12 protein-coding genes are annotated in these 13,673 nt (G+C 72.7%); 3 read left to right on the top strand and 9 right to left on the bottom strand.

Translation table 11 applies throughout. The features are described from left to right. Nucleotides 1–47: 47 nt before the first annotated feature. The 6 genes from ACIP2X_RS04600 to ACIP2X_RS04575 all read right to left on the bottom strand — a co-directional run bounded on the left by ACIP2X_RS04600 (nt 48) and on the right by ACIP2X_RS04575 (nt 7,340). Entirely contained in the window at nt 48–1,433 is a 1,386-nt protein-coding gene (locus ACIP2X_RS04600; protein ID WP_401668874.1) for an alpha/beta hydrolase family protein, read from the bottom strand. A gap of 209 nt (nt 1,434–1,642) precedes the next feature. Further along, nucleotides 1,643–2,200 (bottom strand): hypothetical protein, encoded by a 558-nt coding sequence (locus ACIP2X_RS04595; protein WP_401667383.1) that lies wholly within the window; start codon nt 2,198–2,200, stop codon nt 1,643–1,645. After that, the gene (locus ACIP2X_RS04590; RefSeq protein WP_401667381.1) at nt 2,197–3,648 is read right to left on the bottom strand and encodes an ATP-binding protein; all 1,452 of its coding nucleotides are present in this window, start codon (nt 3,646–3,648) and stop codon (nt 2,197–2,199) included. Before ACIP2X_RS04590 ends, ACIP2X_RS04595 begins: the two co-directional genes overlap by 4 nt. Nucleotides 3,649–3,668: 20 nt before the next feature. Next, a complete protein-coding gene (locus ACIP2X_RS04585; RefSeq protein WP_401667379.1) occupies nt 3,669–4,352 on the bottom strand; it encodes a response regulator in 684 nt (227 codons plus the stop codon). A gap of 22 nt (nt 4,353–4,374) precedes the next feature. After that, on the bottom strand, nt 4,375–5,928 hold the full coding sequence (gene murJ / locus ACIP2X_RS04580) for a murein biosynthesis integral membrane protein MurJ (RefSeq protein WP_401668872.1): 1,554 nt from the start codon (nt 5,926–5,928) through the stop codon (nt 4,375–4,377). A gap of 221 nt (nt 5,929–6,149) precedes the next feature. Then, entirely contained in the window at nt 6,150–7,340 is a 1,191-nt protein-coding gene (locus ACIP2X_RS04575; RefSeq protein ID WP_401667376.1) for a lipid II:glycine glycyltransferase FemX, read from the bottom strand. 216 nt (nt 7,341–7,556) lie between these two features. Between ACIP2X_RS04575 and ACIP2X_RS04570 the strand changes: the two genes are divergently transcribed. Further along, on the top strand, nt 7,557–8,768 hold the full coding sequence (locus tag ACIP2X_RS04570; RefSeq protein ID WP_401667374.1) for an Ig-like domain-containing protein: 1,212 nt from the start codon (nt 7,557–7,559) through the stop codon (nt 8,766–8,768). 111 nt (nt 8,769–8,879) lie between these two features. Next, on the top strand, nt 8,880–9,959 hold the full coding sequence (locus ACIP2X_RS04565; RefSeq protein ID WP_401668870.1) for an AI-2E family transporter: 1,080 nt from the start codon (nt 8,880–8,882) through the stop codon (nt 9,957–9,959). A 38-nt stretch (nt 9,960–9,997) separates the two neighbouring features. Here ACIP2X_RS04565 and ACIP2X_RS04560 read toward each other — a convergent pair whose 3' ends face one another. Together ACIP2X_RS04560 and ACIP2X_RS04555 are read right to left on the bottom strand one after the other, a co-directional pair. Continuing rightward, on the bottom strand, nt 9,998–10,303 hold the full coding sequence (locus ACIP2X_RS04560) for a hypothetical protein (protein WP_401667372.1): 306 nt from the start codon (nt 10,301–10,303) through the stop codon (nt 9,998–10,000). A 76-nt stretch (nt 10,304–10,379) separates the two neighbouring features. Continuing rightward, complete coding sequence (locus tag ACIP2X_RS04555) at nt 10,380–10,856, bottom strand: winged helix-turn-helix transcriptional regulator (RefSeq protein WP_401667370.1); 477 nt, start codon at nt 10,854–10,856, stop codon at nt 10,380–10,382. Between the two features lie 213 nt (nt 10,857–11,069). Between ACIP2X_RS04555 and ACIP2X_RS04550 the strand changes: the two genes are divergently transcribed. Then, the gene (locus ACIP2X_RS04550) at nt 11,070–11,768 is read left to right on the top strand and encodes an SDR family oxidoreductase (protein ID WP_401667368.1); all 699 of its coding nucleotides are present in this window, start codon (nt 11,070–11,072) and stop codon (nt 11,766–11,768) included. A 134-nt stretch (nt 11,769–11,902) separates the two neighbouring features. Here ACIP2X_RS04550 and ACIP2X_RS04545 read toward each other — a convergent pair whose 3' ends face one another. Next, on the bottom strand, nt 11,903–13,663 hold the full coding sequence (locus ACIP2X_RS04545; RefSeq protein WP_401667366.1) for a ThuA domain-containing protein: 1,761 nt from the start codon (nt 13,661–13,663) through the stop codon (nt 11,903–11,905). Nucleotides 13,664–13,673 lie beyond the last annotated feature (10 nt).

Below are 13,673 nucleotides of genomic sequence, written 5' to 3'. Positions count from 1 at the left end.
TGCCGGATCGGCGTCGGCACACGCGGCAGCCGGGGTCCAGGGCCCCGTCAGGGAGCGATGCCCACGCCCTCGACGCGGCTCCACGCCTTCTCCTGGGAGGCGGTCATGGCGGGCCAGCTCCAGCCGCCCGGCCGCGGCCTGACACGCGAGGCGTAGGAGGCCGGCCGGAACTCCGGGTCGTAGAAGCAGCCCGTCCCGTACAGGCGGTCGAAGGCGGCGCAGGAGGCCGCGACCGACCTCGCCGTGGGCTTGCGGCCGGTGCGCACCCAGGTGTCCAGCGCCGAGAGGGAGTTGGCGTACTCGGCGTCGCTCAGCTCGCTGTGCTCGTGCTCGTTCGTGAACGTCTGCACGAGGTGCCCCTCGCGGTGGGCGCCGGCCAGCGTGTCGCGGTAGGCGGCCTCGTGCTCGATGAAGGCCGTCGGGTCGTCGATGGCGTGCAGGGTGAGGACGGGAATCTCCACCCGGCCCGTCAGATCGCTGTCGTAGGACAGGTCACGGACCGCGCGGGGGTCCGCGGAGAACCGCTCGACACCGGCGTTGAGCGCCTTGTCGTCGTGCGAACCGCTGTAGCGCACCCCCGTGTTGGAGAACGGATTGCGGTCACCGAGGCGCTTGTGCACGATGTCCCGGAAGGTGAAGACCGAGAAGCGCAGGTGCGACTCCAGCGTGCGTTCCGGGATCCGGGTGACGGCCAGGATGTCGTCGAGGTTGCGCTGCTGGAGGGCGGTTCGTTCCTGCGGCGGCGACTCGTAGCCGGTGCACTCCTGGAGCCGGGCGCGCAGTCCGGTGGTCGTCAGCGTGGAGTCGGGGCGCAGCCCCTGCCACAGCGGGTACTGCGGCTCGCTCGGGCGGGGGAGGTTGGCGCAGTAGTACTGGTAGACCACGCGCAGGTCCACCCGGTAGTCGTAGCCGCGCGAGCCGCCGCCGAGGACGCCGTTGGTGAGCAGCGCGCCGTCGTAGGGCCCGCTCCGGCCGCCGTACGTCTCGACCACCTTGGCGGCCACGTTGCCGCCCCAGGACTGGCCGTGCACATAGGTACGCTTCGGCCGGCCGAACTCCTCGACGAAGAGGCGGCGCAGGTTCTCGGTGTCGACCGCGCCCATCCGCGTGCCGTAGCCGCCCCGGCGGTACGACGAACCGGCCCAGGCGTAGCCCTGGTCCACCATGACCTGCCAGCGCTCCAGGTCACCGAGGCTGCGCTCCGGGTCGGAGCCGTCGCCCAGGTCGGGTCCGCCGTGGGCGTGGACGACCAGCGAACGGTTCCACTGCTTGGGCACGGCGATCGCGTAGTAGGCCCCGTTCGCGTCCTGCCCGGTGTAGCAAGTGGCCTTGTCCGCCAGTGCGGTGGGGCAGGCGACGGCCGCCGGCCGGGCCGCCTGCGCCTGCGCGCCGGTCACGCTCACGAGGCTGCCCGCCAACGCCGCCGTGGTCAGCGCCACGGCCAGCCTCAAGCGGGGGCGCCCCGGGCCACGTGACTGCCGGAAGATGCGAAAGGCCGTTCTCGGGTGGTCCACTTGCCGCTCCTCGTTGCTCGGCGCCTGCTTCACAGCGCGAGCCGTGATGCTATGGAGCGACCACGTGCGGCGACACAACCTTGGGTTTTGCGTTCATAGTGTTCTCCGTCCGGGCGGAGGCCCGGGACCTAGCGCATGAGGTCGCAGGTGCCGGACTTGGAGACGGTGTCGCTGCCCCGCAGGCGCACGGTGACCTGGCCGTCGGCGGCCCGGGCGTAGGCGATCGTGCAGATCAGCTGCCGCAGTGCGGTGCGGTCCAGTCCGCCCACGGCGACGGGCAGTGCGGCGGTGACACCGCCGTCCGGGGAGGCCTCCATCGTGACGGTCCCGCCGGGTTCGGCCGCGGGCAGCGCGGTTCCTAGCCCCGCGGCCCGGTCCCTCTCGTCCGGACCGGCGAGCAGCGCCGTCACCGTCTTCTCCGGCGCCACGGGCACGGCGGCGGGGTCGTCGTACTCCGAACCGAACCCGATGGAGGACCCGACCGTCCGGACGACGGGAAACAGTTCTCCCGCCGACGAACGGAAGAAGAGCAGCATGTCCTCGTCGCGGTTCACGAAGGCCTCGACCGTGGCGGGACTGCCCGCCTCGACGACATCGGTCTCCTGGATGCCGCAGCCGCCGAGCAGCACGGCGGCCGTCGGGACGGCGAGGGCCGCCGCGCGTCGGCGGGTCCGCGCACGCCTCATCCGTCGGCCTCCTCCGCGTGGAGCGGTATCTCGACGGTGAAGACGGCGCCGCCCCCGGGCAGGTTCCCCGCGCGGATCGTTCCGCCGTGCAGCCTGACGTTCTCCAGGGTGATCGCCAGTCCCAGGCCGCTGCCCGCCGAGCGGGTACGGGCCGCGTCGGCCTTGTAGAAGCGGTCGAAGATGTGCGGGAGCACGTCCGGCCGGATGCCCGGTCCGCTGTCGGTGACCTCGGTGATCAGGGCGGGCGGGCCCTCGGGGCGCGCCTCGACGCGCAGTCCCACGGTGACGGGCGCGCCGCCGTGCCGCAGGGCGTTGCCCACGAGGTTGGCGACGACGACGTCGAAGCGGCGCGGGTCGAGCCGGGCACGGATGCCGTCGGGCATCTCGGTGCGCACCCGGCCGTCGGTCCAGTGCCGGCTCTGCAGGGTCTTGCCGATGGCCTCGGCGACGTCGACCTCGTCGGCGTTCAGCTCGGCCGCGCGGGCGTCGAAGCGGGAGATCTCCATCAGGTCCTCGACGAGCACGGCGAGCTTGCCCGTCTCGGTGCTGACCAGCCGGACCGCGCGGGCGGTGTCGGCGTCCAGCCCGCTCGCGTCCTCGTCGAGGACCTCGGTGACGGCGAGCATCCCGGCGAGCGGGGTACGCAGTTCGTGCGAGACGTCGGAGGCGAAGCGGCGCGCGCGTGCCTCGGCCTCGCGCAATTCCTCCACCGAGCGTTCGAGTTGGCCCGCCGACTCGTTGAAAGTGTGTGCCAGATCGGCCAGTTCGTCGCTGCCGCGCACCTGGATCCGGGTGTCGAGCCTGCCGCTGCCCATGCTCTGCGCGGCCCGGCGCAGATCGCGCACGGGACGCAGCACGCTGCGCGCGGCGATCAGACCGGGTATCAGGGAGACGGCGAGGCCGGGCAGGGCGCCGTCCCGGGCGGCCGTGAGCAGCGCCTCGACGTTGACCTGCTCGTCGGTCATCCGCATGACGGCGTACAGGACGAGTCCGCTGGGCAGCACGCTGTAGGGGCCCGACTTGAAGACGGTGGGCATCGCGATGGTGAGGTAGGGGACGCCGTCCTTGACGACCCGCTCGAAGCTGCCGTTCGGGTTGGCCCGCGCGGCGCGGCGCAGCTCGGGCGTGATGACGGTGGAGACGGGGCTCTCGCCGGAGGAGGCGCGGATCGAGCCGTACTCGGCGAAGACGACCCAGGGGTGCGGCTTGCCCTTGCGGGCGAGGTCGCGCAGGACCTCCTCGATGCCCTCCTCCTGCACGGGCAGTGCCCAGCCCGTCTGCTGGACCTGGTCGCGGAACGACGAGACCGCGGTGTCCTGGGCGGTCTGCAGCAGGGCGTTGCGGGCCTCGCGGTAGGTCAGCGCGGCGGTGGTCCCGGCGCTGACGGCGGCCACCAGCAGGAAGGACAGCACCAGCCGCGCCCGCAGCCCGAACGCCCTGGACCGCATCCGCCGTACCGGCGGGCTGCTCACAGCGGTCCGAAGCGGTAGCCGAAGCCCCGCAGGGTCTGGACGTAGCGCGGGGTGCCGTCCTCGTCCTCGATCTTGCTGCGGAGGCGTCTGACGCAGGCGTCGACCAGGCGGGCGTCGGCGTGGTAGCTGTGCTCCCAGACGTGCTCCAGCAGTTGCTGCCTGCTGAAGACCTGCTCCGGGGCGGAGGAGAGATGGAGCAGGAGTTTCAGTTCGGAGGGAGCGAGCGGCAGCCGCTTGCCGGCCTTGGTGACGGTCAGTCCGGCCCGGTCGATGGCCAGCTCGCCGTAGACCTCGATGGCCGGGCGGCCGGGTCCGGCGTCCTCGATGCGGCGCAGCACGGCGCGGATGCGGGCCTCGATCACCTCGGTGCGGGCGGGTTTGACGATGTAGTCGTCGGCACCGGCCTCCAGGCCTATGACCACGTCGAAGTCGTCGCCGCGCGCGGTGAGCATGATGATCGGCAGCTGGCTCTTCTCGCGGACCCGGCGGCAGACCTGGACGCCGTTCATCCCGGGCAGCATCAGGTCCAGCAGCAGCAGGTCGGGGCGGAACTCGGTCAGGGCGGCGAGGCCGGCCTCGCCGGTGGCGGCCGCCCGTACCTCGTGGCCGCGGCGGCGCAGACCGAGTTCGACGCCTTCGCGTACGGAAGGGTCGTCCTCGATGAGGAGCACGCGGGGCATCTGCAGTCTCCCTCGGTGGTGGTCAGGACCGGGTGACTCGCCGGCAGGCACCGGAGAGCAGGGCGTCGAGTTCGCGCAGCCGCAGCGGCCTGGCGAGCAGGGCGAAGGTGAGCGCGACGGCTGCCGCGCCGGCGGCCGTCGCGGCCGGCGCCCCCGCCGGTCCGGCGCCGGCGGCCGCCAGGTGGCCGAGGACGGTGGCGGGCGCGGCGGCGAGCAGCAGCCGCACATGGGTGCCGGCGGCGGACGACCGCAGCGGCCGGGCGACGGCGAGCCGGCGGCTCAGCACCCGTGCCGTCACGGCCCAGCCCGCGCACAGCGCCAGCGAGTACGCGGCCGCCATGCCCGTCACCGCCCAACGGGCCGGCAGCAGGTGGGCGGCGGCCACGGACAGGCCCGCGTTGACGGCGACGATCACGAGGTTGAGAAGGAAGGGCGTACGGGTGTCGGAGAGCGCGTAGAAGGTGCGCGACAGGACGTACTGGCCCGACATGGCGACGAGTCCGGGCGCGAAGGCCATCAGGATCCCGGCCATGGCGGCCGTGTCGGCGGCGCTGGTCCTGCCGTACCCGAAGACCATGGTCATCACCGGCTGGGCGAGCGCGAACAGCATGCAGGCGGCGGGCACCACGGCGCAGGCGGAGGCGCGCAGGGCGTACGAGACGTCGCGGCGTACGGCCGCCGTGTCGGCGTCGGCGGCCGCGGCGCTCATCCGGGGCAGCAGCGCCGTCACCAGGGAGACCGTGATGATGCCGTGCGGTACGGCCCACAGGGCGTAGGCGTTGTTGTAGGCGCTGAATCCGGGGCCGCCGTCGACGCCCGCGTTCGTGGCGAGCCGGGTCGTGACCCAGTACGCGGCCTGGTTGGCGAGGACGAGCAGCACGAGCCAGGCGGCCGCCCGCAGCGGACGGGTCAGTCCGCTGCCGCGCCAGTCGAAGCGGGGCCGCCAGCGGAAGCGGGCCGCGCGCAGGGCGGGCACCAGCGCGAGCGCCTGCACGGCGATGCCGGCGGTCGTACCCCAGCCGAGCACCGCGGTCTCGGTGGCGGTGAGCGTGTCCCCGCCGCCCATGGCCAGCGCCAGGTACAGGCCGAAGACGGTCATGACGACGAGGTTGTTGAGGACCGGCGCCCACATCATGGCGCCGAACCGGCCGCGTGCGTTGAGCACCTGGCCGAGCAGGGTGAAGAGTCCGAGGAAGAAGATCTGGGGCAGGCAGTAGCGGGCGAACGCGGTGGTCATGGCCGCCTGTTCGCCGGTGTAGTCGGTGTACAGGTCGATGATCGCGGGCGCCGCCCCCACCGCGGCGGCGGTGATCGCCAGCAGGGCGACGACGCAGACGGTCACGAGCCGGTCGGTGTACGCGGCGCCGCCGTCGGCGTGCTCCTTGGCGGCCTTGACCAGTTCCGGCACGAAGACGGCGTTCAGGGCGCCGCCGAGGAGCAGCATGTAGACGATGGTGGGCAGAGAGTTGCCGACCGCGTAGCCGTCGGCGGTCGGCCCGATGGTGCCGAGCGCGGCGGCGACCACGGCGGAGCGGGCGAAACCGGTGGCCCGGGACACGAGGGAACCGGCGGCCATGACGGCGCTGCTGCGCGCCGCGGAGGGCGCCTCGGGCGCGTCGCCCGGGGCGTCGGGCGCGGACCGCCCGGGATCGCCGGTCGAAGCTGCGCCCGCGCCGGACTGTGCGCCGCGCCGGGCGTGGGGCACGGTGACGCCCGTGCCGCCGGGCGGGTCTCCCTTGGCGTCGTCCGCTGCGGACGCGCCGCCGCCCGTTGCCGCGGCTGCCTGTGCGGTCCGCCTCATCGGCGGTTCAGGTACGCCTGGAAGGCGCGGTACAGCGTCTGGTTGGCGGTGCCGCCCAAGGGTCTCTCCCATTCCCCCGACGTCTCGACGACCTGTCCGCCGGTGCCGAGCTTCCACCGCAGCAGTCCGTACGCACGTTCGTCAGGGTCGAGAGTGGAGGGTACCCCGCGCATGTCGTAGACGGCAGCGCCGACGGCGTGGGCGTCCCGCAGCATCCGCCACTGCAGGGCGTTGGAGGGCCGGACCTCGCGGCGGTGGTCGGCCGAGGCGCCGGTCTGGTACCAGACCCTGCCGCCCACCGTGATCATCGTGTGGGCGGCGAGCGTCTCCCCCCGGTGCCGGGCCAGGTACAGCTTCATCCGGCCCGGCTCCTCCGCGTTGAGCGCCGCGTACTGACGCTCGTAGTAGGCGAGCGAGCGGCCGAGCCGGAATCCGTCGCGCTCCTCGGTGACGCGCAGCAGCCGGTAGAACTCGGGAAGCTCGGCGGCGCCCGCCACCACCACCTCCACGCCCTCCTTCCGGGCCCGGCGCACGTTGCGGCGCCATTCCTGGTTGAGTCCGCCCCACAGCTCCTCGGGGGTGCGTCCGGCGAGCGGTACCTGGAACACATGACGGGGCTGGGCGTCCCCGTCGGTCCCGTCGCCGCCGCAGCGGCGCCAGCCCCGGGCGCGCAGCCGTTCGGCGACGGCGGTGCCGAGCGGGTCGACCTCGCTGGCGAGGACGTCGGCGAGGCGCCGGCCGGGACCGGTGAGCGACTTGAGCAGGTCGGCGTTCCAGCGCCGGTACGCGGGCGAGGGTCCGATGCGTACCGCGAAGGCCCCCTCCCGGCGCAGATGGTCCAGCAGCGGGGTGAGCCAGCCGTCGATGTCCGGGTCGCGCCAGTCGGCGACGGGGCCTTCGGGGAGGTAGGCGAAGTACTTGCGGGTGCCGGGGAACTGTCGCAGCAGCACCAGCGCGACGCCGGTCAGCTCCCCGGCCTCGGGGTCCGGTCCCCAGCCGATCAGGCGTGCGTGCCAGCCGTCCTTGACATCGGCCCAGGACGGGCACTGCAGGAAGCCGGCGCCGAGCGCCGCGCCGGCGGGGGAGGCGAGAAAGGCACGGTAGGCCTCGGCCGTGACGGGTCCCAAGGCGTGGTCCGGGTAGCGTTCCCGGTGTTCGCGGCCGGGTGGCACCAACAGCGCTGACACAGTCTGAGCCTCCTTCTCCCCGGGCCCGGTGCCGGGGACGCACAAGATGCTCACAGCGGCCCATGACCGTCCCGAGCGGCGAATGTGACCGGACCATGACGGTTCGTCACCAGTCGCCGTCACACCGCTCCGTAGCCGCTGACCTGGTGTTTTCCGCCTCTACAGTCACGAGGGTCCACCGACCAGGACTCGTCGTGTTCCGTCACGGAGGTTCCGTTGCACCGCATCCACACCCGCACCCGCACCCGGGTATCGGCCGCCGCCGCGGCGGCGCTGCTCGCGCCCCTCGCCGCCTGCTCGTCGAGCGGCTCACCCACCTCCCCCGCCTCCTCCGGCTCCGAGGTGACCAGGGGTGCCGACGACCGTCCGGTCACCGTCACCGTCACCCCCACGGGAGAACGGGCTGCGGCGGGCGAGCCGGTGACGGTCACCGTCGCGCACGGCCGGCTCACCTCCGTGACCGTCGTCGACGGCGAGGGCCGCGAACTCGCCGGCAAGGTGGCCCGCGACGGCAGGTCATGGGTGTCGGACCGCAAGGCGGCGCCCGGCACCACGTACGCGGTCACGGCGGCGACCCGGACGGCGGGCGGCAGCGCGGGCCGGAGCCGGGCCTCCTTCACCACGGAACCGGCCGGCAAGGTCAACAAGGTCGACTGGCGGCCGGGTGCCGGCGCCACCGTCGGTGTCGCCCAGCCCGTCTCGCTCGTCTTCGACCACCCCGTCAGGAACCGGGCGGAGGTCGAGAGGCAGCTCAGGATCAGCACCTCGAACGACACCGAGGGCTCATGGGGCTGGATGCGCGACTGGTCGGGCAGGGACCGGGTGGACTGGCGGCCCAAGGAGTACTGGAAGCCGGGCACCGAGGTCACGCTGAAGGCCGAGCTGAACGGCACCGACTCGGGCGCCGACGGCGGCTGGTTCGTGCGCGACTACACGACCACGTTCACCGTCGGCGCCCGGCAGGTCGTCGAGGTCGACCTCGACGACCATCAGCTCACGCTCGTACGCGACGGCGAGGCCGTGCGGCGCATCCCGGTCTCCGGTGGCACGCCCGGCGGCGACAAGCGGTCCTGGCGCGGAACCGCCGTCCTCATGGCGAAGGAGGGCACGATCAACATGAACTCCGAGACGGTCGGCCTCGGCGACGCCTACGACAAGATGGTCGACTGGTCGATGCGGCTGACCTGGTCGGGCATGTACGCCCACGCCGCCCCGTGGAACGCCCGGTACTTCGGCGACGCCAACCGCAGTTCGGGCTGCATAGGGATGAGCGACGCGGACGCGGCCTGGTTCTACGCGCGGGTGCGGGCGGGCGACCCGTTCGAGATCACGGGCAAGGACACCAAGGGTGTGGTCGCGCCGGGGAACGGGTTCGGCGCGTGGAACGTCCCGTGGGCCGAGTGGCGGGAGATGAGTGCGGTGGACTGACGGCCGCGGGACGGTGCGGCCGTTCGCCTCGTCACCCCTCTCCTTGGACCCGTCGGGCGAACGTGGGGCGAGGGCGTGGTGCCCGGGTGCGGGAGCGGGAAGCGCATGCTCATGCAGCCAGGCACGTCGCCCTCGGTGTACCCGCTCCTGCGCAGGACCGCCGCGTACGCGTGGCGCCTGCTCGCCGTCGGCGCCGTCGTGTACGCGGTCTTCGCCGTACTGGGACAGTTCCACGAGATCGGCGTCGCCGTCTTCCTGGGTCTGGTCGTCACCGCGCTGCTGCGCCCGCTCGTCGACCTGATGGACCGGGTGATGCCGCGCCCGCTCGCCGTCGCGTCGGCCCTCCTCGGGAGCGCGGTGGTGGCTCTGGGGGTGCTCGTGCTGGTGGGCGAGGCGGTGGCCGGGGAGAGCACGACCCTGGTACGCGAGTTCCGGGACGGCGTGGGACGGATCGAGGACTGGCTCAAGCGTCCGCCGTTCCGCCTGGACGTGGCGGCGCTGAACATCCAGGACAAGGTGGCCGAGTTCATCGCCACGCACCGTGCCGACCTGGTGAGCACGGCGCTCAGCAACGCGAGACGGCTGGTGTCCCTGCTGACCACGGTGGCTCTGGGCCTGTTCTGCTCGGTGTTCTTCCTGCAGTCGGGCCACCGGCAGTGGGTGTGGGTGACCGAACAGCTCCCGGCGTCCACGCGGGCGTCGGTGATGCTCGGCGGGCGCGCGGCCTGGCGCAGCTTCACCGGCTACACGCGGGGCATCGTGCTGGTGGCGGCGACCAACGCGATCCTCGTCGGTGTGGCGCTTGCCCTGCTCGGCGTACCGCTGGCCGTTCCCCTGGCGCTGCTCGAATTCGCCGCCGCCTTCGTGCCCCTGATCGGTTCGCCGATCGCCCTCGCGGTCGCCACGGTCGTCGCGCTCGCCTCCCAGGGGCCCCTGGTGGCGGCGGTGGTCCTCGGGCTGATCGTGGTCATCGGCCAGATCGAGGGTCATCTTCTGCACCCTCTGGTGATGAGCTGGGCCGTCCGGCTCCACCCGCTGGTGGTGGCCGTCTCGGTCGTCGCGGGCGCCATCGCGGCGGGGGTGGTGGGGGCCGTGGTGGCGGTGCCGTTCGTGTCGGTGATCTGGTCGGTGTTCACGGCGCTGCGCGAAGACGGGGGCGCGCCGGCCCCGGACCCACCGCCGGACCGGTGACGGTCCGCCCGGCCCCGGGCCCGGGCGGACCGTGGCCGTCACCCTTCGGCGGCCTCCCGGATCAGCGGCTCGAACTCGCGCCGTACGTAGGCGTCGAACGGTTCGGTCAGCGCGCCGTCGATCACCCGGCGCACCCGGTGCCCCGCGGCGAACTCCTTGATCTCCGCGCGGGAGGCGGGCCCCACGCCCCCGCCGATGATCAGCACCTCGAACGCGCCGGTCTCCAGCAGCTTCCGGGCCTCCTCGTCGGTGCTCACCCCCTCCGCGTCGAATCCGTCGGCGCGCAGTGTCTCCAGCACCGCCGTCACCCTGGCGGGGGTCCGTCCCAGCACCAGCGTCCTCATGGCCGTTCCTCTCCCCTGCGTCGGCATGGGCCGACCCTACCCATCCCGCACCGCGGGAGTTCGGCTCGCGGCCCGCTCAGGCCTCGGCGGGCCCGACGGCGAGCATCGTGACCTCCGAGGCGGGCACCTCATGGCCCTCGTCGTCGAGGAACCCGACGTGGACGGGCCGCCCCGTGGAGCGCGCACGCCGCGGCGCGGAGGGGCCCGAGGGGCGGGGCCGGTGGCGGTCGCCCCACTGCTGGAGCGCCCCGAGCACGATCAGCAGATCGCTTCCGGCCGCCGTGAGGTGGTAGCTCTGGCGGGGCCTGCTGCCCGGCTCCTGATAGGTCCGCGTGTCCAGGACGCCCGCCTCGACCAGCAGCTTGAGCCGCGCGCTGAGCAGGTTGGAGGCGACGCCGAGGGACGTCTGGATCTCGGCGAACCTGTGCCTGCCGGCGAAGACCTCGCGCAGCACGAGCAGCGACCATCTCTCGCCGAGGATCTGCAGGCTCCGTTCGATGGAGCAGGCCGGATCGTCGTCCGCGAGACCCGACAGCTGTCTTCCGGGCGCCACGCCGCACCTCCTCCTCGACGCCGGGTCCGCGCGCTCCGCGGCCACTGGCGCTGTCGTGGGCAGTCTACCGGCTGAGTTTCCTCTTGCAACTCAGCTACCACTGCCCCCGGACAGCCTAACTTGCATAAATAAAGTCAGTAGCTAGCATGGCACCACGAAGCGCCGGACCGCAGGGATCTCCCGATTCCCCCGGCTGTCACGAAGGAAGCACCGATGAACATCGATGGAGCAGTCGCCCTCGTCACGGGCGCCAACCGCGGCATCGGCCGCGCGTTCACCCGCGCCCTGCTCGACCACGGCGCCGCCAAGGTCTACGCCGGCGTGCGCGACCCCGCGAGCGTGACCGACCAGGACGTGGTGCCGCTGCGCCTCGACGTCACCGACGAGGAGGCCGTCGCCGCTGCCGCCGCGGCCGCGACGGACGTGTCCATCGTGATCAACAACGCGGGCGTCGGCGGCGCCACCACCGGACTCAGGGAAGGCTCCTTCGACGGCGCGCGCCAGGCGATGGAGGTCAACTACTTCGGCACCTGGGCCGTTTCCCGGGCCTTCGCCCCGATCCTGGCCCGAAACGGCGGTGGAGCGCTGGTGAACATGCTCTCGCTGGCCTCGTGGTCGAGCCGACCGGAGTTCCCCGGCTACGCCGCTTCCAAGGCCGCGCAGTGGTCGCTGACGGACGCCCTGCGCCAGGGCCTCGACGCGCAGGGGACCCTGGTGGTCGGGGTGCACGCCGGTTTCGTGGACACGGACCTCAGTGCCTGGACCGACGCCCCGAAGATCAGCGCCGAGGCCGTGGCCGAACTGACCATGAAGGCGCTCGCGGACAATCGCTACGAGGTCCTCGCCGACGAGGGGACCCGGCACGCCAAGGCCGCCCTGTCGCGGCCGGCGAGCCCGCGACGCGACGTCTGAGCGGCGCGCCTTCCTTCGCGGGGCGGTCCCTCCGGACCCGCAGCCGCGCCGGTGAGCGGCCGTCGGTGACGAGGCCGTTCACGGGCGCGGCCGTGAGCGAGTCGGAGTCTCCCCTCAGCGGGGGCGCATGTCCGTCAGGGCAGGGTCCACTTCTGGTTGGGTCCGGTGTGGCAGGTCCACAGGTGTACCGGCGTGCCGTCGTTCCAGGTGCCGCCGGACGCGTCGAGGCACTTGCCGGACTGCGGGTTGCGCACCGTGCCGTCGGACTGCGGGGCCCACACCTGGGCACCCGAGCCGTTGCACGTCCACAGCTGGATCCTCGTACCGTCGGCGCTGCCACCCCCGGACACGTCCAGGCACTTGCCCAGCGCCCTCAGCGCACCGTCGGCGACGGTCCAGGTCTGGGCGGCGCTGCCGTTGCAGGTCCACACCTGGACCTCGGTGCCGTCGGCGGTCTGCGCCCCGTCGACGTCCAGGCACTTGCCGCCCACCCCCTTCACCTCGCCCGCACGCGGGCCGGGAGGGGAACCCGCCTGTTTGACACGGATGTTGCGGAAGGCCACGTCGTCACCGTCGCCGTGGTTCTGGAGCCCGACATACCCCTGGGCGAGGCTCCGCGCCGGGTCCGCGTTGGTGAAGTCGTTGATCTTGCGGCCGTTCAGGAAGAGCTCCAGCCGCTCCCCCGTGACGCGGATCTCGTACGTGTTCCACTCACCCGGAGGATTCAGCGCGGCGTCCCTGGCGGCGAGGTCCGCCGACTTGAACCCGTAGACCGAGCCCGTGGTGCGCTCGGGCGTGTCGGTGGCGTCGATCTGGATCTCGTAGCCGTTGTTCACCGCCGACCAGGGGTCGTCGGAGGCCGGGAAGCCCACGAAGACACCGGAGTTGTCGTCGCCGGCCGCCTTCCAGTCGAGCTTCAGGGAGTAGTCGCCCTGGAGTTCGCGCGCCGAGTACCACAGCATCCCGAGCCCGCCGTGCGAGGTCAGGGTGCCGTCGGCGAGGGTGAAGCCACCCGGGCCCGCCTGCTTCCAGCCGCTGGTGGTCGAGCCGTTGAACAGCGTCTGGTAGCCCGTCTCCGGCCGGCAGTCGGCCTGAGTGCGCTCCGCCGCCCAGCGCAGGCCGCCGAGGAGATGGCGGCGGAACGCGGGCTCGCCGTACGACTCGTCGGTGTGCCCGCCGCCCGTGTAGAAGGCGCGTCCGCCCTGGTAGTCCTTGCACCAGCTGATCGGGTGGTCGCCCGCCATCGACCCGCCGCTGTAGCTGGACTCGTCCAGGGAGGCCAGCACGTGTGCGGTGGTGCGCGGGTTCGAGCGGTAGTTGTACCACTCGTCCGTGCGCTGCCAGGTCGCTCCCAGGTGTGCCGTGGCGTCGTGCGCCCGGTCCTCGACCTTCACGGTGGCGGACTGGATCGCGGGGTGCGACTGGAACAGGGCCCCGGCCAGTCCCTCGTAGAAGGGCCAGTCGTACTCGGTGTCGGCGGCGGCGTGGATGCCGACGTATCCGCCACCGCCCCGGATGTACTGCTCGAACGCGGTCTGCTGGGTGGCGTCGAGGACGTCCCCCGTGGTGGACAGGAAGACGACCGCCTCGTAGCGGGCCAGGTTGGCGCCGGTGAAGGCGCCGGGGTCCTCGGTGGCGTCCACAGTGAAGTTGTTCGTGGCGCCCAGGTCCCGCAGGGCCGCGATGCCGTCGTCGATGGAGGAGTGCCGGAACCCGGCCGTCCTGGAGAAGACGAGCACCTCGTAGGCGGGGTCCGCCGCGGGTGCCGCCGCCACGATCGTGGTGCCGTCGCCCTCGGCCCGCTCCGCGGAACCGGTCCCGGCGATCGCCTGCGGCGTTCCGGCGAGCAGGGCCGCCGCGAGGAGCGCCGTGGCCGCTCTCAGTGTGCTGCGCATGTGTGTCACC

Source organism: Streptomyces sp. NPDC089424, from assembly GCF_044749345.1.
Classification (GTDB): domain Bacteria; phylum Actinomycetota; class Actinomycetes; order Streptomycetales; family Streptomycetaceae; genus Streptomyces.
The sequence above is the reverse complement of the archived record's forward strand: the minus strand, read 5'-3'. Positions and strand labels throughout refer to the sequence as shown.

Excerpts from the sequence above, each read along its gene's own strand:
- ACIP2X_RS04595 (WP_401667383.1), bottom strand. The coding sequence starts at position 2,200 with ATGAGGCGTGCGCGGACCCGCCGACGCGCGGCGGCCCTCGCCGTCCCG.
- ACIP2X_RS04590 (WP_401667381.1), bottom strand. The coding sequence starts at position 3,648 with ATGCGGTCCAGGGCGTTCGGGCTGCGGGCGCGGCTGGTGCTGTCCTTC.
- ACIP2X_RS04585 (WP_401667379.1), bottom strand. The coding sequence starts at position 4,352 with ATGCCCCGCGTGCTCCTCATCGAGGACGACCCTTCCGTACGCGAAGGC.
- murJ (WP_401668872.1), bottom strand. The coding sequence starts at position 5,928 with ATGGCCGCCGGTTCCCTCGTGTCCCGGGCCACCGGTTTCGCCCGCTCC.
- ACIP2X_RS04565 (WP_401668870.1), top strand. The coding sequence starts at position 8,880 with ATGCAGCCAGGCACGTCGCCCTCGGTGTACCCGCTCCTGCGCAGGACC.
- ACIP2X_RS04560 (WP_401667372.1), bottom strand. The coding sequence starts at position 10,303 with ATGAGGACGCTGGTGCTGGGACGGACCCCCGCCAGGGTGACGGCGGTG.
- ACIP2X_RS04550 (WP_401667368.1), top strand. The coding sequence starts at position 11,070 with ATGAACATCGATGGAGCAGTCGCCCTCGTCACGGGCGCCAACCGCGGC.
- ACIP2X_RS04545 (WP_401667366.1), bottom strand. The coding sequence starts at position 13,663 with ATGCGCAGCACACTGAGAGCGGCCACGGCGCTCCTCGCGGCGGCCCTG.